Origin of the sequence: Aquimarina algiphila (assembly GCF_007489275.1) — a bacterium.
Classification (GTDB): Bacteria; Bacteroidota; Bacteroidia; order Flavobacteriales; family Flavobacteriaceae; genus Aquimarina; species Aquimarina algiphila.
The window spans coordinates 1-17,586 of the sequence record NZ_VLNR01000031.1 but is presented as its reverse complement, the minus strand read 5'-3'; the positions used below and the strand labels follow the sequence as shown (position 1 = coordinate 17,586).

15 protein-coding genes and 1 tRNA gene are annotated in these 17,586 nt (G+C 33.3%); 3 read left to right on the top strand and 13 right to left on the bottom strand.

Annotated features, from left to right (window positions below; all coding sequences use genetic code 11):
- Positions 1-114: 114 nt before the first annotated feature.
- Positions 115-1,263, bottom strand: a complete 1,149-nt coding sequence (locus tag FOF46_RS15230) for an oxygenase MpaB family protein (RefSeq protein ID WP_143917051.1) — start codon at positions 1,261-1,263, stop codon at positions 115-117.
- Between the two features lie 254 nt (positions 1,264-1,517).
- Between FOF46_RS15230 and FOF46_RS15225 the strand changes: the two genes are divergently transcribed.
- A complete protein-coding gene (locus FOF46_RS15225; RefSeq protein ID WP_143917050.1) occupies positions 1,518-2,225 on the top strand; it encodes a toxin-antitoxin system YwqK family antitoxin in 708 nt (235 codons plus the stop codon).
- Positions 2,226-2,270: 45 nt separating this feature from the next.
- Here FOF46_RS15225 and FOF46_RS15220 read toward each other — a convergent pair whose 3' ends face one another.
- From FOF46_RS15220 to FOF46_RS15195, 6 genes are all read right to left on the bottom strand, one after another.
- Positions 2,271-4,163, bottom strand: a complete 1,893-nt coding sequence (locus tag FOF46_RS15220; RefSeq protein ID WP_143917049.1) for a tetratricopeptide repeat-containing sensor histidine kinase — start codon at positions 4,161-4,163, stop codon at positions 2,271-2,273.
- A gap of 39 nt (positions 4,164-4,202) precedes the next feature.
- Positions 4,203-5,525: an HTTM domain-containing protein gene (locus FOF46_RS15215; RefSeq protein WP_109435830.1), complete on the bottom strand. Its 1,323-nt coding sequence runs from the start codon at positions 5,523-5,525 to the stop codon at positions 4,203-4,205.
- Positions 5,522-6,454: a bifunctional riboflavin kinase/FAD synthetase gene (locus FOF46_RS15210; RefSeq protein ID WP_109435829.1), complete on the bottom strand. Its 933-nt coding sequence runs from the start codon at positions 6,452-6,454 to the stop codon at positions 5,522-5,524. The genes FOF46_RS15215 and FOF46_RS15210 overlap by 4 nt, the downstream gene beginning before the upstream one ends.
- A gap of 144 nt (positions 6,455-6,598) precedes the next feature.
- Entirely contained in the window at positions 6,599-7,228 is a 630-nt protein-coding gene (gene pth / locus FOF46_RS15205; RefSeq protein WP_143917048.1) for an aminoacyl-tRNA hydrolase, read from the bottom strand.
- A 128-nt stretch (positions 7,229-7,356) separates the two neighbouring features.
- The gene (locus FOF46_RS15200; RefSeq protein ID WP_109435827.1) at positions 7,357-7,986 is read right to left on the bottom strand and encodes a 50S ribosomal protein L25/general stress protein Ctc; all 630 of its coding nucleotides are present in this window, start codon (positions 7,984-7,986) and stop codon (positions 7,357-7,359) included.
- 25 nt (positions 7,987-8,011) lie between these two features.
- Positions 8,012-8,953 carry a ribose-phosphate pyrophosphokinase gene (locus FOF46_RS15195; RefSeq protein WP_109435826.1) on the bottom strand — a complete coding sequence of 314 codons (942 nt, stop codon included), beginning with the start codon at positions 8,951-8,953 and terminating at the stop codon, positions 8,012-8,014.
- A 306-nt stretch (positions 8,954-9,259) separates the two neighbouring features.
- Here FOF46_RS15195 and FOF46_RS15190 point away from each other — a divergent pair.
- Positions 9,260-9,341: transfer RNA gene (locus FOF46_RS15190), tRNA-Leu, on the top strand.
- Between the two features lie 39 nt (positions 9,342-9,380).
- Here the strand turns inward: FOF46_RS15190 and FOF46_RS15185 are convergent.
- The 6 genes from FOF46_RS15185 to FOF46_RS15160 form a co-directional block, all read right to left on the bottom strand.
- On the bottom strand, positions 9,381-11,879 hold the full coding sequence (locus tag FOF46_RS15185; protein ID WP_143917047.1) for a DEAD/DEAH box helicase family protein: 2,499 nt from the start codon (positions 11,877-11,879) through the stop codon (positions 9,381-9,383).
- A gap of 356 nt (positions 11,880-12,235) precedes the next feature.
- A complete protein-coding gene (locus tag FOF46_RS15180; RefSeq protein WP_143917046.1) occupies positions 12,236-12,865 on the bottom strand; it encodes a hypothetical protein in 630 nt (209 codons plus the stop codon).
- Between the two features lie 12 nt (positions 12,866-12,877).
- Positions 12,878-14,092, bottom strand: a complete 1,215-nt coding sequence (locus tag FOF46_RS15175; protein ID WP_143917045.1) for an antirestriction protein — start codon at positions 14,090-14,092, stop codon at positions 12,878-12,880.
- Between the two features lie 27 nt (positions 14,093-14,119).
- Entirely contained in the window at positions 14,120-15,052 is a 933-nt protein-coding gene (locus FOF46_RS15170) for a DNA adenine methylase (protein ID WP_208746783.1), read from the bottom strand.
- Between the two features lie 61 nt (positions 15,053-15,113).
- Positions 15,114-16,331 (bottom strand): DNA cytosine methyltransferase, encoded by a 1,218-nt coding sequence (locus tag FOF46_RS15165; RefSeq protein WP_143917044.1) that lies wholly within the window; start codon positions 16,329-16,331, stop codon positions 15,114-15,116.
- Positions 16,328-16,984 carry a JAB domain-containing protein gene (locus tag FOF46_RS15160; protein ID WP_143917043.1) on the bottom strand — a complete coding sequence of 219 codons (657 nt, stop codon included), beginning with the start codon at positions 16,982-16,984 and terminating at the stop codon, positions 16,328-16,330. Before FOF46_RS15160 ends, FOF46_RS15165 begins: the two co-directional genes overlap by 4 nt.
- Positions 16,985-17,103: 119 nt before the next feature.
- Between FOF46_RS15160 and FOF46_RS15155 the strand changes: the two genes are divergently transcribed.
- A complete protein-coding gene (locus FOF46_RS15155; protein WP_143917042.1) occupies positions 17,104-17,502 on the top strand; it encodes a hypothetical protein in 399 nt (132 codons plus the stop codon).
- Positions 17,503-17,586 lie beyond the last annotated feature (84 nt).

The window sequence follows — 17,586 nt, the reverse complement described above, 5'->3', positions numbered from 1 at the left end:
AACTGTTTGATTGTAATACTGTAAATACTATTGGGATGTAATAGTTAGACAGGATTAGATAAATAAAGTTTTAAAAGGGTTTATGAAAAATACCAGCTTTTTTTAATGATGAGTTTAACCACTGTTAATAGAATTGGGCACGGATAAGTTTTTTTTGAAAGATATATTCTGAAATTTATGATACGCTATTAAAAAGCATTTGTTCACTGTAGATATTGATGCAAACTTAGAAAGTAATACTATTTTTTTTTCATGATTGTTATGGCTGTTTTTTATTCCTATAGTTTCACCAATATCTAGTCCAGTAGCTTCTGACGTTTCTTTTAGAAAATATCTCACCATAAATTCGGGAATATTTTTGGATAGGAACCCTCGTGTTAAATTTTTATGAAGATCAATACAGGATTTAGTCAATTCGATGCCTTCAGCCGATGGGGCAGCTTGATGTTTGAGTATTTTGATGGATAACTCCCAGGCTTCGTTATATGTGTTTGGAAGTAAATCATGATCTATCCCATTTAGATAGCCTATTACTTTCCAACAATGTATATAACCTTCCTTCTCCTGCTTTGTTAGTTTAATATTAAGTTGTTCTAACCCATCGATAATCATTGGAGCAAAAGCCATTAACGTACCTGTTAAATCCTCCTGATTAATGGGGGCACCTAATTCATCGGTATCCCATTCATAAGTATTGTACTTAGTAGATTGTAGAAAATACCTTACCATAGCATGTATGAGTCGTACCTTTTGTATAGTAACAATTCCTTTGCCATTTGGTAAAAAACTACCAGGAGACATTGTATTTGCAACCATTTGCCCTGTTTCTGCAAGTCTTTTAAATATTTTTGAACTTCCATATCGTTCGGTTAACCTACCGGTAAGATGTAATATTTTTGCTCCGTTTTTACAAGAATAGCAAAGAGGAAGAGATTTATATTGTAACATCATCATTATCAATAAAACATATCTGTTAAATACATCCTGCCCTAATTGGATAAGTTTCCAATCAAGCCACTCTGGTAGTGTTGATGTCGTTTTAAAATATTCGTTTAACTTCTGTTGTATTTCAATTGGGAATAGGTCAAATTGGTGTTCTGAATAACTATTATTTCTGACCAGTGCTTTAAGTGTTTTGATAAATTGAGCATGATTACCAGATGTGATAATTTCATGCATGATTTGATCTGCTAAAGGGTCGGTTTTTTTTCTTTTTTCATCTAAAAACTTATCCGTTACGTTGGTAGAATCGAACATGTTCATTGGTTAGGTTTTAATGTTAATATGATTGCTTTAAGAACTGTATTTTTTAAAACTTCAACTACAATCGATATTATTTCAATACAATGATAAATTTAAAGCACTTAAAATGCTAAATAATATTCTACTTTTTCTTAATTCGAATTGTATAATAGATATACTTTGGTGACAATAGTAGAAGTTTTAAATTTGAAGTATTTCCTGATACAATTTTTATAAAATGATGTAGAGATGAAAAGGAATAATTAATTTGACTTATGAAAAATTATAAGAAATACATTGTTCTTAGTGCAATGATTTTGTGTTTAAGTTGTGCAGACTCTAGTGAGGAACAAAAAATAGAATATCATAAGAATGGTAATGTCAAAGGTATTGGTAAGATTAAGCAATCTAAGAAAATAGGAGTTTGGGCATATTATGACGAAGATACTGCCGAGGTAGATTCTATACCTTATAAAAATGGAGTTAAGGAGGGGGAAGCCAGAGCATACGATTTAAGAACAAATACATTGTCTAAAAAAGGAAACTATAAGAATGATCAACAAGAAGGTATTTGGGAAACCTATCACTTTGATGGAGCAGTGCATTCTAGAGCAACATTTACAAACGGGAATGCAATAGGAGAGTTGCTTTACTTTTTTGCAGATGGAACTCCTAAAATGAGTACTCCAATTAAGAATGGAAACTTACATGGAACCTATAAGGAATACCATGCAAACGGAAAATTATCGATTATAGGATACTATCAGAACGGCGAAAGAGATGGAGAATGGAAAGAATACAATGAAGAAGGTGTGGTTAAAGAAATGTACCAATACCAATCAGGGTTATGGCATGGTAATTATGAGAAGTATCATTTTAATGGTAATATTAAAGAAAAAGGGAGATATGAACTAGATCAGAAATCAGGGACATGGGAATATTTTGATGAAAATGGAGTTATGATTTCTACAGAGAATTTTTAAATAAAAAATATCAGTTTGAGCAGGTAAAGTACTCTCTGCAAGATATTACATAGGAATTTCAATATCGATTACTGTACCTCTGTTTGGAGTAGAATCAATAAATAAGGTGCCTGATAATTTATCCAGACGTTTCTTTATGTTTTTAAATCCAATACCATCTGCATTTTTTTTGGTATTAAACCCAATACCGTTATCCTCAAAAAGAAGTTGCAGTGTTTTTTCATATTGATTCAGATAGATATCAATTCGATCTGCCTGTGCATGTTTTAGACAGTTGGTTAATAACTCCTGAATGATTTTAAATAATTCTTCTTTTAAAGGAACACCGATTTTGTCGATTTGTTCTTCGGGATGAGGATTAAAAGAAATGTTCTGATTACTACCATCCTGTATATTAGATATGTATTCTTTTACAAGCTTAGAAATTCCATTTTCAAGAAACTTTTTAGAAGCGAGATCATGAGAAATATCTCTTACTTGATGATAGGTTTCATCAATTTGGTTGATGATCTTAGTGTTTTGATTACCATTATCATTATTAGAAAGCTGTAGTTTTATACTAGCCAAGTTTCCACCAATACTGTCATGTAGCTCTCTGGCAACACGTTTTCGTTCCCGATCTTGTCCTTGCATAGAAGCCTTAATAAGGTTAAGTTCCTGTTCCTTCATCAATCCGTGTACTTTCTGTTGGTTTACTTCCTCTTGTGACTTATTAAGTTTGACCTGTGTTTTTAGTTTTTGAAAATATAGGATCAACAAAGCAATGATAGGAATAAGAGTGATAACAAAGCCGATTAGAAAGGCATTTTTAATGGTTCTTTGCCGGCTGATTTCATTTTCTTTAAGTAGTTGCTCTTCCTTGAGGGTAAAGATTTCTTTTTCTTTTTGAAGGGTTTGGTATTTAATTTCTAACTCCTTAACAATCTCTTTGTTTTGATTTTTTAAGATTTGATCAGAAACGTTGACATATTGAGTCATTAACCCATAAGCATTTTTGTAATCTTCTTGTCCTCTATACAGACTAGTTAGCATATTGATAACATCTCGTTGTAACTCTAGTCTATTCCATTGCACAGTATTTACATATGCAGAATTTAAAATCATCTCAGCAGCATCATATTGTTCGAGAGTATAGTATATAATTCCCATTTGAAATACAGCATCAATGTATAGGTCATAAAAGTGATTTTGGATAGCTTTTTCTTTAACAAAGCTAAATTGATCCATTGCATGATCATATTCTTTTGTAATACTATTGATTCTTCCTAGATTAAGGCGAATCTTCAACTGGGTTTTTAAATCTTTACCTGGATCTAATTGATCCAAAACTTCATGATAGAGAGATTGTGCTATTCCAATTTCCTTTTTGAAAAGATGTAAGTCGGCTAGCGCTTTTTTAGCTAATAGATTTAGTTTTTTATCTGTGGTTTTTTCTATACAATTGTGTAATATAGGTAGTGCCGTGTCATATTCTTCTTTATGAAGGTATATAATAGCAAGGTCAAGCTGATGGGTGTAAAACAAAGTACTCATTGTGGAAGCCGGGGAGATAGATAACCCATCAAGATGATACTTCATCGCATCATCGTAGAGCCCTTTACTTAATTTTCCTTTTCCTAATATGTGATATGATTTGGAAATATATTCATCGCTATTCGGGATGTTCTTCTGATATTTTACAACTTCACTTTTTAAGAAGTTACCATAATAGATAATAGAATCCGTATTTCCATATCGTATATGAATATTTGCAATAGTATCAATAATTTTTATTCGCGAGATAGGGTCGCTGGTCGTGTGTAAATTACGATATAAACGTTTGTTAACCGGGTTAGGAGTAACTCCAAAAGAAGTAAACCTTTCTTCTTGTTGACTAGATACCAAGAAGGGCAATCCTAAAACGATGATAAAAATAGTTCTTAAAATATAGAAATGCATTCTTGTTATTATATTTACTTGAGAACAATCATTTTTTTCCTATTCTCTGTTATATTTAATGATCCATGGATTGGTGCTAAAATAATTCCAGGGGACATTAGCAAGATCAACTTCGGGATCGATAAATACTTTTTGTTCTTTTCCATTAATAGATATTTTGCTATTTACATAAACAGCGATATCTTTTCCTTCAGTGGCATACTTTTCTTTAAGATGCTGCGCAAATTGCCACATTGCATCTGGTTTAGTAGAGACTAATCGTAATTGTTTTCTAGAAAGGTAATTAGTCTTGTTAATATATTTTCGTTTAGCTTCAGGATCATTTTTATCTAAAATATAAAAATTTGTGATTCCCGACCTGCCTCTAAGCATCATACGCCAGCTCATTCTATGTCCTTCTTCTGTCCAAAGCACGTCTCCCGGGATAAACCAGTGACGAACAGGAAGAGTTATTTGTATTAAAAACCAAACGGTCATGATTGGTACCACAAATTTTTTATAAGAAGGAATAACCATTTCACTAGCAGTGTAGAATTCTTTCTTTTTCATAAAAATGCGATGTATCTTTTCTTTAGAAAAGAAAAATACACTGAAAGCCAGAGATAGATATGGAAATATCCCTATTTGAAATACTATAGAATTAAATAAATGAAAAAAGATACTAATACAAAATGCTATGAATCGTGTTCTTTTCCATAGTAAAAGAGGAATAATCAGCAAATCAAATAAAATTCCGAAATAGGTAACACTTATATGTGCCCAGTGCCCTTGAAGGATATCTCCAACAATAGGGTAATGCGCGCGACCAGCCATTAAGTTTTTTGCAACTGTATAGTCAAGCCAATCTGGATAGAATTTTGCTACAGAAGCATAGGTGTAAACGATCCATAATTGTATAATGATCACTAACAGACACCATCGAGGCATTGAAATTTTTTTCAATAATGGATTTTGTTTTACATCAACAGAAAAATAGTTTCCTGCAGGTAGAATAGACATTATAATGCAAAGCAGTAATAATAGATAATAATGGTTGTTGTAAGAAGATTTTTGCATAAAATATACTCCAGCCCACATTATCGTATAGGCGATCATACTCCAACGATATCTAAATCCAATCATCACTAGCAGTCCAAAAATCCCCATAACTGCAAAGTAAAAATACATGCCATTACCAGGGAGTGGCTGTAAAAAGTCAAGACCAATAAAATTAAATGTAAATTCTGGATCGATCATGGTCCTTTTAATCCATCCTGTAAAAATAGCTCCGATAGCTTCTGCCGCGATAAGAAACCCAAAAAAAACTCTAAATATAATAAGAGCACTATTATCAATATGGGTAAATAACCAGCGATTAATCATACCAAAGAGTTTATATAATCCCTAGAAAAATCTTCATCTTGTTGCATAGCCTCTTGCAATTGCTCAATAGAATCAAACTTCTTTTCATCACGAATACGTTTTAGCATCTGTATTTGAATCTTTTTGTCATATAAGTTAAAAGAAGCATCAAAGAAATGAGTTTCTATAGATTGTTGCGTGCCATTCACCGTGGGGTTAGTTCCTATATTCATCATTCCAAAACGGATTGTGCCATCAATTTCTGATTTGACAATATAGACTCCGTTTTTTGGGATAAGTTTATATTTTTCTTCTATGTATAAGTTGGCTGTAGGGTAATTGAGTTTCCTTCCAAGTTCTTTCCCCTTAACTACTATGCCGGTTAACATATATTCGTATCCGAGAAAAGTATTTGCTCTCGTTATATCACCTTGTAAAAGAGCTTCTCTAATCTTGGTAGAACTTACCGCAACATCATCAATATCTTGTTTAGAAATTTCTTCTACAGTAAAATCATTTTGTATTCCGTAAGAAGCGAGATCTGTGATATTAGAATTTCGATTACGTCCAAACCTATGATCATATCCTATAATAACATGACGTACATTAAGCCGATCTACTAACATTTGTTGCACGTATTCACCAGCTGTAAGGCGGGAGAATTCTTGTGTAAAAGGGTGAATAACAAGGCTGGTTAGTCCAGTCTTTTCTAATATTTGTATACGCTCATCGATTGTATTGATAAGCTTTATGTTAGAATCTTGTTGTAAGACCATTCTTGGATGTGGAAAGAACGTGAGAATAACAGAATCTAATCCATTTTTCTGGGCACTTTCTATAAGACGATCTATTATCTTTTTATGACCGATATGCACGCCATCAAAAGTACCTATGGTAACTACAGAAGGTGTTTGGTTGTCGTATGTTTTTGCGTCTGTATAACGTTTCATCTGTTCATTTTAAATTCATGTTCAATTATCAGATGAAATTCGCTAATATTTAATATGCTTGGCATCAATATGATTGTTATGCTTATTTCAAGAAGTGAAATTTACAGCGATTGTAAAAATAAAAAATAGTTTGGATACATTTCTTTATTTTCCGTTAAAGCTATTCATTGTGTTTGATGTTCCTGCGGTAGCAAAAGATTTAATCAATGCAATTGCTTTTTCTAATCGTTCTGGCATAGCAGACTCTTCTTCGGTTTTCCATTCTCCAAGTACATAATCTACTTGCCTGCCTTTGCTAAATTCATCACCAACTCCAAATCTAAATCTGCAATATTTAGAAGTTTGTAATTGTGCTTCGATATCTTTAAGTCCATTATGTCCTCCAGCACTACCTTTAGTTTTAACACGAATGGTTCCAAAAGAAAGATTGATGTCATCAGTAACCACTAAAAGATTTTCTATTGGCACTTTTTCTTTCTCCAGCCAATATCGAACTGCTTTTCCACTGAGATTCATATAAGTATTGGGTTTGAGTAATATGATGGTTCTTCCTTTGTATTTGTAGGTTGTGAGATCACCCAGCTTGTTTGTCTCAAAAGTAAGACCTTCTTCTTTAGCCAAAGCATCAAGAATCTTAAAACCTATATTGTGCCGGGTGTTGTGGTATTTAGGACCAATATTCCCAAGACCGGCGACAAGAATTTTTTTCATAAGATCATCTTGTGTTTCTTCTACTTTTTGTTTTGAAAATAATCTTCTAAATACAGAAAGCATATGATTTACAATTGTTTAATTTGTATAGTTTTAATACGAATTTAAATAGAAGTATTAAAACTATGTAAAAATAAAAAAAGCATCCTGAATAATAATCAGAATGCTTTTGTATCTCTAGAATTGTAAGATTAAGCTTCAGCAGCTGGAGCTTCTGCTCCTTCTGTAGCAGCTTCAGTTCCTTCTTCTTCATCGTCATCGTCATCTGCGACAGCAGTACGAGAAGTTTTAACCATACAAACTACTGTATTGTCTGGGTGTAAGATTGTGAAATCATCACTTGCTAAACTGGTAACTAATAATTTGTTTCCTATTTTTAGGTTAGTAATGTCTCCTTCGATCAAGTCTGGTAATTTAGAAGCAAGACCTTTTACTTTAATACGTCTTAGGTTATAGCGTAAAACACCTCCATTAAGAACTCCTCTTGCATTTCCTGTTGTTCTAAAAGGAAGCTCAACTGTAATTGGCTTATCATCAAAAATTTCAACAAAATCGATATGTAAAATTTTGTCAGTTACAGGGTGAAATTGGATATCCTGTAAGATGGCGTTTATCTTTGTACCATTATCCAACGCAATTACCACGGTATGAACGTCTGGAGTATACACTAAGTTTTTAAAGGCAATTTCTGGCGCTGCAAAGTGTACAATAGTGTCTCCACCATAAATAACACAAGGTACCTGTCCAGCATTACGTAAGGCTTTTGTCGCTTTCTTGCCTACGCTTTCTCTTTGAGATGCATTGATTGTTAATGATTTCATTTTTTAAAATTTATTAATTATTATTTTACATTATAAAGTTAGAGCTAATTGACTGGTTTTTATGAACTCTGTTCATAACATCTGCAAATAAATCTGCACAGCTAACAACTCTGATTTTATCACTTTTTTGTTTTAGAGGAATAGAATCGGTTACGATCAATTCTTCTAGTTTAGAATTTTCTAATCGCTCATATGCGTTCCCAGAAAGGATAGGGTGGGTACATATGGCTCTTACACTCTTGGCACCTCTCTCTATCATTAGATCAGCTGCTTTGGTTAATGTTCCGGCAGTATCTACCATATCATCAACTAAAACTACATTTTTTCCTGTCACATCTCCAATAAGTTCCATATGCGAAATTACATTTGCTTTGGCTCTTTGCTTATAGCAAATAACGACATCACTTGATAAGGCTTTAGAATATGCGTAAGCTCTTTTAGAACCACCCATATCTGGAGAAGCGATTGTAAGATCACTTAAATTTAGCGATTGAACGTATGGTAAAAATATAGTTGATGCAAATAAATGATCTACAGGTTTCTCAAAAAACCCTTGAATCTGATCTGCATGTAAATCCATAGTAATGATTCTTGTTGCACCAGCAGTTTCTAACATTTTGGCAATCAGTTTAGCAGCAATAGGGACTCTTGGTTTATCCTTTCTATCCTGGCGAGCCCACCCATAATAAGGTAATACCGCTGTGATATGCCTTGCCGAAGCTCTTTTTGCTGCATCAAGCATCAATAACATTTCCATAAGATGATCAGAACTAGGGTGAGTCGACCCAATAATAAAAACTCTGGATCCTCTTACAGATTCTTCAAAAGAAGGTTGAAACTCACCATCACTATACGTTGATGTAATAATTTTACCCAGTTTAGCGCCATAGGCAGCTACTATTTTTTCTGCGAGTTCTGTACTTTGACTACATGCAAAAAATTTTGCTTCTGTAACTGCGATTGACATAGGGTAAATTATTGTATTATAAAGAGTTAAAACTTATTTTCTAAAAACAAGGTGCAAATTTAAAAATTTATTTTCACTCTAACCTTTATTTTGTTACTTAATTTAATGGTAGGAAAAGAATATTTTGTTAATTTTGCCGTCCATTAATGCTCGAGTGGCGGAATTGGTAGACGCGCTGGATTCAAAATCCAAGCATATTTTTTGAATAAATTAAGTTTAAATAACTGATTTTAAGTTGTTTAAATTGAAAAAATGAAATGATTTTTTTGCTTAGGGTTAAACATAGGTTAAACAAATCGCACAAATGCCAAAGTGATGGAATTGGTAGACATGACAGATTCAAAATCTGTTGCCTTAGGGCGTGCGGGTTCGATTCCCGCCTTTGGTACAACAAAAAGCTCCGTATTTAATACGGAGCTTTTTTATTTCATTTGATGACCTTCAAATAGTTTTGAATAAAGGCTTTTGCATTTAGATTAAGCTTATGATACTCTAATTTTATTGACTCTTCAGTTATTATATCATAGTCCGAATTAGAAATGAAAGAATGTAGTTTAGATATGGAATCTTTAAGTTTATCTAAACATTGTTGATCAATGACGAACATATTTTCATCAATGCCTACACCATTTTCTCTTTGAGAGTTCGCTTGTAGTGTAATCATCAATGTTATAGTTTCTGTAATGTATTTTTCTTTAAACCATATTTTAGAAGAGAGAAGTTGTTCTATTTCTGATTTGTAAATTCTGTTGCTTGGTTTTTTATGGGATTTAGCTTCGAGAATAAAGTGGAAATGTTTTGACCCCCATAATGCATCAGGACCTTCTTTAAGCTCTTTTTCAGGCCTGCTTGATTCGTAACCAAGTAGTTTTCCTAAATCTTTTAACGCTGCTTCAAAATAGTCAGGGGATTCTGTACTTTCTATATAAATCAAATCTTTTGATATTTCAGAAATGAAAAGCAGAAGATCGTGTTTTGTATCAAATGACCTAATAAAATCTAAAGCTTTTTTCATTTGAGCTTCAGAAACTTGTTTTTTGAATTGCTGTTTGCCCATAAAAGGTTCTAGCATGTGACTACTAATGGATTTACTTCTTATTTGATAATTATTTGCTTGTTGTGGGTTGATGGGATAAATAAAATTCCCTAGCATTTGATAGTACCATGCTTTTTGAATTGGATTGATATCTTTACGAATAATTTCATGTATTAGTTTTTCTGCTTCCTTATTTTCTTTTTGAAGAAATAATGAAGTTGCTTTTTTCTCTAGCTCATTAATTTCTAAGTTTAATTCTCTTGATACAGATTTCTCAATTTTTTCTTTATCCATAAATCCTCTGTAATAAGTTTTCCATCCAGTTTCTTGAGACAAACAGGAATCCGCAGCAGTAGTAATTACATCTATAATATTCGTATCATTAAGTTCTTTACCTTGCATTAAATTGAGTCCCATACGGATTTGCTTTTGAGTGTGGTCATTAAAGAATTTGTGATTTTCCTTATATCTTAAAAATTTTAGAACATCTCTGCCCATAAGGTAAACTACACTAAAATCATTTCCTGAACGTACACTTCTTCCCATTCCTTGTTCAATAGTTTGAGCAACATAATTGGCTCTTGTTTCGTGATGGATATCTTCGTAATAACTATTTTTGAGTGATCTAAATTTAGGGTGATTGTAAATAACAAGAACATTACAAGAATCTCCACTTAAGTCTATTCCTTCGTATCTGTTTAAAAAAACAACGAGGTTTCCCTTTGATGTTTTAAGTTGGTCAATTACATCTTCGATATTTGTCTTATCCGCAATAATTGCTCCTCTTTTTTTCCACCAACGTGCGTCTATCATATTTGGAACCAGTATGACAACATTGTGCTCTTTTTCTATATGATGATTTAGGATTTTAATTTCGTCATCAATAGAAATCTCTGGATAATATCTTTTAGGGGTTAAAATCAAGCGTTCTCCATAATCTTTTCTATCTGTAGGTATTATTGGATTAAGGATTGAATCTTTATTAAAATTCAAGTCTTTTAGAATAGCATGGTCATTAACAAATGTTGCAGATAATGCATATTTAAAAGAGGAGCCTTCATAGGCAGCGACATTACTCACTTGTGATATTTTGGGAGAAATTTCTAATTTATTATGAGCGAAGTAAAGGTCATGCTGATCATAGTTGTTATGAAATAAACCCCATTTAAAGAGCAAGGTTGCTTTTTCACCTACATATGGGGCTAAAAGAGCATTCACATTATCTTTTTTGTCGATCCAGGCCCAATAGGGGACTTTCATGTTATACCCACTAGCACCTGTTTTTAGCATTTCATAAAGGGCTGTAGATTGTTTTTTTAAGTCCTCTTTGAAGAGTTTTCGTAATTCGTCATACAGTTTATGAGTATCTGCTATTGTTATGGTAAAACTATCAATAATACTTTGGACAGCTCTATGTGCATCATCAAAAAGGACTGCTATAGGAATTACTCTATCTCGGTCAAAAATGTTTTTACTATTGAACATTCTATTTACTGTAGTTATTAAAATTGCTTCTGAATTAAGAAATTCTTCCGGAAAATCATTATTCTCATCTATCACACAAGTTGGAATTCCAGACATTTTAGATTGATCAACAACTTGGGATAAGAGTTGATTGTCTGGACATAAGTAGACAACGGGTTTATTAAATTCTAACATTTTAGAATAGAGTATTATTAAACCTGTCAATGTTTTTCCTGCTCCAGTATTCATTTTGATGAGTAAGTTAATTGAATCTCTTTGCTCATGCCATTTTTTTAAAACCTCTTCTTGGGCTGCCCATAGTAGATTATACTTATTGTCTTTACTGAACGAATAATAAAGCTCTATAGGGTCTATAGGTAGTACCGGTCTGTCAAATTCTTTGTTTTTTTCATCAAAAAAGCCCATGAAGAAATAATTTTAAGTTGGTGAAATTGTTTTTTAAAATAAAACCCCCAAAATCAAAGCTTCAATTTGAAATTAGGGGTATTAATTACTCAAATGTAATATTTTTCAACTAATTGTAATGCAAAACAATACGATCTTTATAAAAGGTTTTGATATAGTAATATTTGCTAAAGTCATTACATTAAAATTCCTAATAAATGAGGAATATGGGAGATAATCCAAATAAAAAAGGGCTAAGAGATCGTAAAATAATGTACTATCGTTAAGTGGTTAGGAGTTAATTGGAGCGAAATGAGCAACTGGAATTACGAGTAATAAGGTTGTGAAAGACCACTTAAAGAATAAAAAGAAGTGGTTTATTTGTTTCTTCTTTCCAGTATCACCGTAAACAAGCTATCTGCTTGAGAACCGTGATTTTTAAATTTAATTTCTGCAACAGCTCGCTTTCTACGAAATAAATTCCAAGGTCTTTTCCCTGGTTTTTTATAGTAGTATATGAAATCAAAATCATGGATGACTTTATAATGAGCCATAAGTGTATCCTGTTCTGGAATGTAAAGTCCTCTAAAATTGAGATCTGAATTGCGAATGTTAAACTTTTTTGCAGGGAGTGATTTTAATTTAATTATAGTATCCTTTCCTTTTGTTTTGAAATTACCCCCAGTAGAAGACTTAACAGTAGCATAACTAATTAGATTACGCTTCAAGTTTCCTACTTCTTTTCGTAGCATTTTATGCAGCTCCTCATTTAAAACTAACTTTGCATTTTTAGCATTGATCTCCGCTGCTTCTGCTCTTGCATGACTCCTTCCTTCTTTGTTTTTCCATTTTTGAATTTCCTGAAATTGCACTTTTTGAACTTTTTTAAAATCAATCACTTTTTGTCGTTCCTTTCCCCAGGAGAAAAACAAAATAACTAATACAATAGTCAAAGCTATGGGGAGCAATTTCCATATGGTTTTTAAAAGGTCTATATAATATTTCATACTAATTTAAAATTAAATAAGAGGTTCTTGTATTACTGCTGCACCTGTAATTTGCTTTGTGAAGATGTTGTATTTAATACCTGTCACTCCATACCTATTTTTAGTAGTAGTAGCATAATTATTTTGAAAGGTATCATCTACTTTCACTACTTCAATATTGATTCCAGCATCATACAATGGAGCAGTACCTCCTCTTATGGTCTTTTGAGTAGTACGCTGGAAAATGATAATAAAAATAGTATTGGGATGTTGCTTACGCAAACGGTCAAAATCTTGAGATGGTAACCCTGTTTTATTCCAGCTATCAATAACAATTACATCAAAACTATTTGCAGCTTTTGAAATCGTATCATAGCCTTCAGGAATTTGATCTGTAATAAAAATAGAGCTTTGATTCTGTGGTTTTAGGTATTCCTCTTTCATTCGAGTAATCAGATCCGAACGCTTTCCAATTTCTAAAGAAAAGAAAGCAATACGATTTCCAAGGTCAGCAAAGGCATCTGCCAATTGATAAGTAAACCTAGTTTTCCCTCCTCCCTGATCCCCTTCAACAGTCATGGCGAGTTCGAACTTTTCTAAATCTCCTAAAAAACCCCCAAAAGCACCAAGTAAACGAAAAGTAGGAATGGTAGATTCTTTAATATTAGCATTTATGGGTGTAAAAAGTTCTTCAGATTCGGGATTACCTAAAAAATCACCTTCAGGTAAAGGATCATAACTTCCATAAAGTTCTTGTCCAACATTGGTATTACTTATTATTCTCTGAAGCTCTTTTCTCCATTTTCGATTGATAAAAATACGTACTTCATTTTGCATCAACATTTCATTATGCTGGTGTATTAATTTGTCTTGGATTTTTTCGACATGAGGTGCATTAGGATCCTCTTTTGTAATTAATTTTTTAGAAACGGCTCGTTGTAATTCAAAAATATATTCTCGAAGCTCATCTTTAGATTGTACGGTATTGTGCATTTTTAAAAACCCATCTACTAAATCAATTCCTGCAGAAGAAAACAACTGACCAAGTTCGGTATTGGCTGATTGGTGATTATTCAATTGCTCAAGATAGATATCAATAGTTTCTCTGATATCCTGTTCTTTGTTGTAATAAGATTCCGCTTCTATAAAAAATTCATGCCCTTTTTGCAGTATTTCAGGCAATGAATTGATATCAATTTTTTGAATTGATTGCTGGTAGTTTTCAAAAGTAATACGCTCGGTTTTCATTTAACAATAATAGAATTACGAGGGGGCTTACTTTCGGGATGCTTCGGTTTGATTCGGGTTTAGTAGTGCTAATTGTAATTGTAGGGCTTCTATTCGAAGTGAAATACAAGATCGTTCAACCCCATTTAACTCTTCCATGCGTTTTGAAATATCATAATTCGCAGTAAATACTTCGATTTTCTTCTTGTCACGATTGTTTTTGGTAACACTTATTGTTTGCTCCAGGGAATGCGTAAACCATTTTTTCTTTTTAGTGTACTTATCTAAAATTTCCGAAGGATAACTACTAAGTAGAAATTTACCCTTGATTGTTCTTAAGAGTTTTAATAGTGCTTCAAAATCTTTTATGGTATACCCACCATAATGCCCCATATCAGAATTGAAATACGGAGGATCAATATAAAAGAAGCTCTCTTTAGTATCTCTGCTTTCTATTACTTTTAAGGCATCATTGCATTCAATATCGACCTGATCTAAACGCTCACATATTTCTATAGTAAATCGGTTTTTCTTATTTAATATGGTTCTGGTAGTACCTCCAGACTTTCGCTCGTAAGCATAGCCTCCATATATTCTGGAAGAAAAACTCATATTGGTTTGTACCCAAATTGCCCAGGCTCTTTTGATCTTGTCTTTTTCTGAAGGATCCTTAAGGATATTTGCCGCTTCAGAATGCAGCTTTCGACTGTGAGGAGTGGCCTGTATAAGTTTTTGAAGTTTTGAGAATTGCAGTTTACATACCTGGTAAAAATTCACAATATCACCATTAAGGTCATTAATCACCTCTACCTCGCTAGGTTCTTTAGCAAAGAAAACCGCAGCTCCTCCCACAAAAGGTTCACAATATAAACTATGCTCCGGAATCAACTTTAAGATACGACCTACTAAATTCTGCTTCCCACCATAATAGCTAATCGGGGTTTTATTAATTCTTCCAAAACCATTTAAAGGAGATTCCAATACTAACGCTTTTATACAATACTATCAAAACCGTATAAGCAGTTTTCGGCTTGCTTCTTTTTTATTCCTGTTGACTTGTATTGAGAAGGGAATAGTGAAGTTGATACGCTTTAGTTTTCAATATATCTACTGAAGTAACTCCCTGAAGAGAAGGGCGAGTTAAAAGACGGATTCCCACGCTTTTCACTACTGGAGGGCTTACTGCATTGCCTAGCATATGGTATTTTTTTGAATCACTTAAGTTGACAAGCTTACCATTTTGAAAGCCATATTGCGTCCACCCATCAGGAAAACCCTGTAAACGTTCACATTCTAATGGAGTAAGTTTTCGCACCTGACCTAATTTGATTAATAAATTCTCGTTTTGTGGATGCGCAGTTATTGTACCCATTTTGCCATCTTTTCTGGGAACAAATTGTTTCTCCTGAAAAGGAGCATAGTCCTTTCCTTTTTGCTGGAATGCTCTTCGAATTTGTTTTGCTTTTTCGGTACGTTCTACTTTCAGCGGAGTCCAGTCATTTAAGACCAAATTATCCTGATCCACTTTGGTGATACAGTTAGTGCGGCCATCTTTTCTAAATTCTACTTTAGCCCCTCCTTTTACTTTCCTTCCACCTCGAATGGTAAAAATAAAGGGGTTTGTCATGACACTGGCATCACCTACTTTGGTTACGATTGTCGGAGAAGTGTTGGTTTTCGAGAGCCTTTCTCTAGTGCAATTCTGAGTCGCCTTACAGCTTTGGCCGATAGGAAATACTTGGGGTCTGAGTTGGTTTCTAAGTGATCCGACAAGGTAGATACGCTCTCTATTTTGGGGGAGAAACCAGGAAGTATTAAGCAATTGCCATTGGAGATCATATACCCCAAGGTTGGCAAACGATTTAAGTACGATTTCAAAGTCTTTGCCCTGGTTACTGGAGAAAAGTCCTTTGACGTTTTCAAAGATAAACAGACGGGGTCGGTAAAGGTTAAGGATTCTAATGGCTTCAAAAAAGAGTTTGCTTTTTTCGCCTTGAATTCCTTTCCGTTTTCCAGCCATTGAAAGATCCTGACATGGAGATCCGAAGGTAATGATATCTGGAGCTGGGAGGCTGTTTTTTTTAATCGTTTCAATTGGTCCGACATGAATGGCTTTTTTAAAATTATACGAATAGTTGGCTATAGCTGCAGGTTCTATTTCACTAAAAAAATGTTTTTTAATTCGAAATCCTGCTTGTTGAAGTCCTAAAGGAAATCCACCGATTCCACTGAAGAGGTCTAGTAGTATGATATCTTTCATAGGATTCCCTCCTCAGAAAATGAATAATAATTATCCTTAGTGATAATAATATGATCCAGTATTTTAATTTCGTGGAACTCTCCAATTCTCTTTATTTTTTGAGTTTGCTGGATATCTCCATTACTAGGCTTGGTACTTCCTGAAGGATGGTTGTGTGATAAAATAATACCCGTTGCCAAACTTTTAAGGGCTATACTAAAGATAATACGGGCATCTACAAGTGTGCCTGTAAGTCCACCTTTTGAATGTAAATTATAACCTATAATTTGATTTTGATTATTGAGGTACAACACAAAGAAATGCTCCCATCCTTCAATCGCTCCTTTTTTAAATAGTTTGCGAATAGTACTGACCACTTGATCAGGAGAAGTTACTTTGCCTAAAATTCTACGTCCCCGGACATAACTGATTTTTATTTCGGGAATAATCCCTGGTTTAAACTGCCCTTTAGTTCCTTCCAGAGAAACGGGGTATTTGAATTTCTTTTTTTTAGCAACTCCTTTGAGAGTAGATTTTTTTGATTTCAGCAGCTTTGATGCTCTACTAATCGCCTGTTTCCAAGGTTCATTTTTACGTCGGATTTGCTTGGCTTTATGAGTAATCAGCTTCAAAGCATTTTGTTTTGTTCTCCTTTTAGTTGATTTATCTAACATTATTCATAGTTTATTTGGATAATGATACCAAACAGTTATGGATTGAATTCGTTTTGATTCTTCATGATTCCTAGTAGTTTAGCTTTGAATATTGTGGATTTAAACTATAAATTTGGGCTATGAATGAAGAAATTAAACCAACAGAAGTTAATTTACCTACAGTAATTCCCACCAATATTCCTGAACTATTGGTGTTATTTAGAGATTCTATAACTTCAAATTTAAATGGACATACCTTTAAATTTAATGGTGTTTATGAATCGGTGAGTACTCAAGCCTATCATAATAACCTGTACTATTATGATCGAGTTATTGACAAAGATTCCCGAAAACACATCACACTTTTTTTACATAAAAAATTTAAAAAGCACTTAAAAAATAGGGAACCTTATGAATTTACAGGTAAGTTACAGCTGCATCGTGAAATTCGCTCTGGTTCTATTGATATATTACTTTATGTTTCTGCGGTCAATGTGGAGATTCCTATGAAATTGACCCGGGTATTCCTGTTTAAATAGAGCATAGCAAAACAGTTCCCAAAAGCGTGTTTATTTCAGTGTTAAAATTACGATTTTTTTCTTTTTCTTCTCATCGACTCTCCT

Excerpts from the sequence above, each read along its gene's own strand:
- FOF46_RS15230 (WP_143917051.1), bottom strand. The coding sequence starts at position 1,263 with ATGAACATGTTCGATTCTACCAACGTAACGGATAAGTTTTTAGATGAA.
- FOF46_RS15165 (WP_143917044.1), bottom strand. The coding sequence starts at position 16,331 with ATGAAAGATATCATACTACTAGACCTCTTCAGTGGAATCGGTGGATTT.
- FOF46_RS15195 (WP_109435826.1), bottom strand. The coding sequence starts at position 8,953 with ATGTCAATCGCAGTTACAGAAGCAAAATTTTTTGCATGTAGTCAAAGT.
- FOF46_RS15185 (WP_143917047.1), bottom strand. The coding sequence starts at position 11,879 with ATGGGCTTTTTTGATGAAAAAAACAAAGAATTTGACAGACCGGTACTA.
- FOF46_RS15220 (WP_143917049.1), bottom strand. The coding sequence starts at position 4,163 with ATGCATTTCTATATTTTAAGAACTATTTTTATCATCGTTTTAGGATTG.
- FOF46_RS15155 (WP_143917042.1), top strand. The coding sequence starts at position 17,104 with ATGAATGAAGAAATTAAACCAACAGAAGTTAATTTACCTACAGTAATT.
- FOF46_RS15215 (WP_109435830.1), bottom strand. The coding sequence starts at position 5,525 with ATGATTAATCGCTGGTTATTTACCCATATTGATAATAGTGCTCTTATT.
- FOF46_RS15210 (WP_109435829.1), bottom strand. The coding sequence starts at position 6,454 with ATGAAACGTTATACAGACGCAAAAACATACGACAACCAAACACCTTCT.
- FOF46_RS15200 (WP_109435827.1), bottom strand. The coding sequence starts at position 7,986 with ATGAAATCATTAACAATCAATGCATCTCAAAGAGAAAGCGTAGGCAAG.
- FOF46_RS15225 (WP_143917050.1), top strand. The coding sequence starts at position 1,518 with ATGAAAAATTATAAGAAATACATTGTTCTTAGTGCAATGATTTTGTGT.
- FOF46_RS15160 (WP_143917043.1), bottom strand. The coding sequence starts at position 16,984 with ATGTTAGATAAATCAACTAAAAGGAGAACAAAACAAAATGCTTTGAAG.
- FOF46_RS15175 (WP_143917045.1), bottom strand. The coding sequence starts at position 14,092 with ATGAAAACCGAGCGTATTACTTTTGAAAACTACCAGCAATCAATTCAA.
- FOF46_RS15180 (WP_143917046.1), bottom strand. The coding sequence starts at position 12,865 with ATGAAATATTATATAGACCTTTTAAAAACCATATGGAAATTGCTCCCC.
- pth (WP_143917048.1), bottom strand. The coding sequence starts at position 7,228 with ATGCTTTCTGTATTTAGAAGATTATTTTCAAAACAAAAAGTAGAAGAA.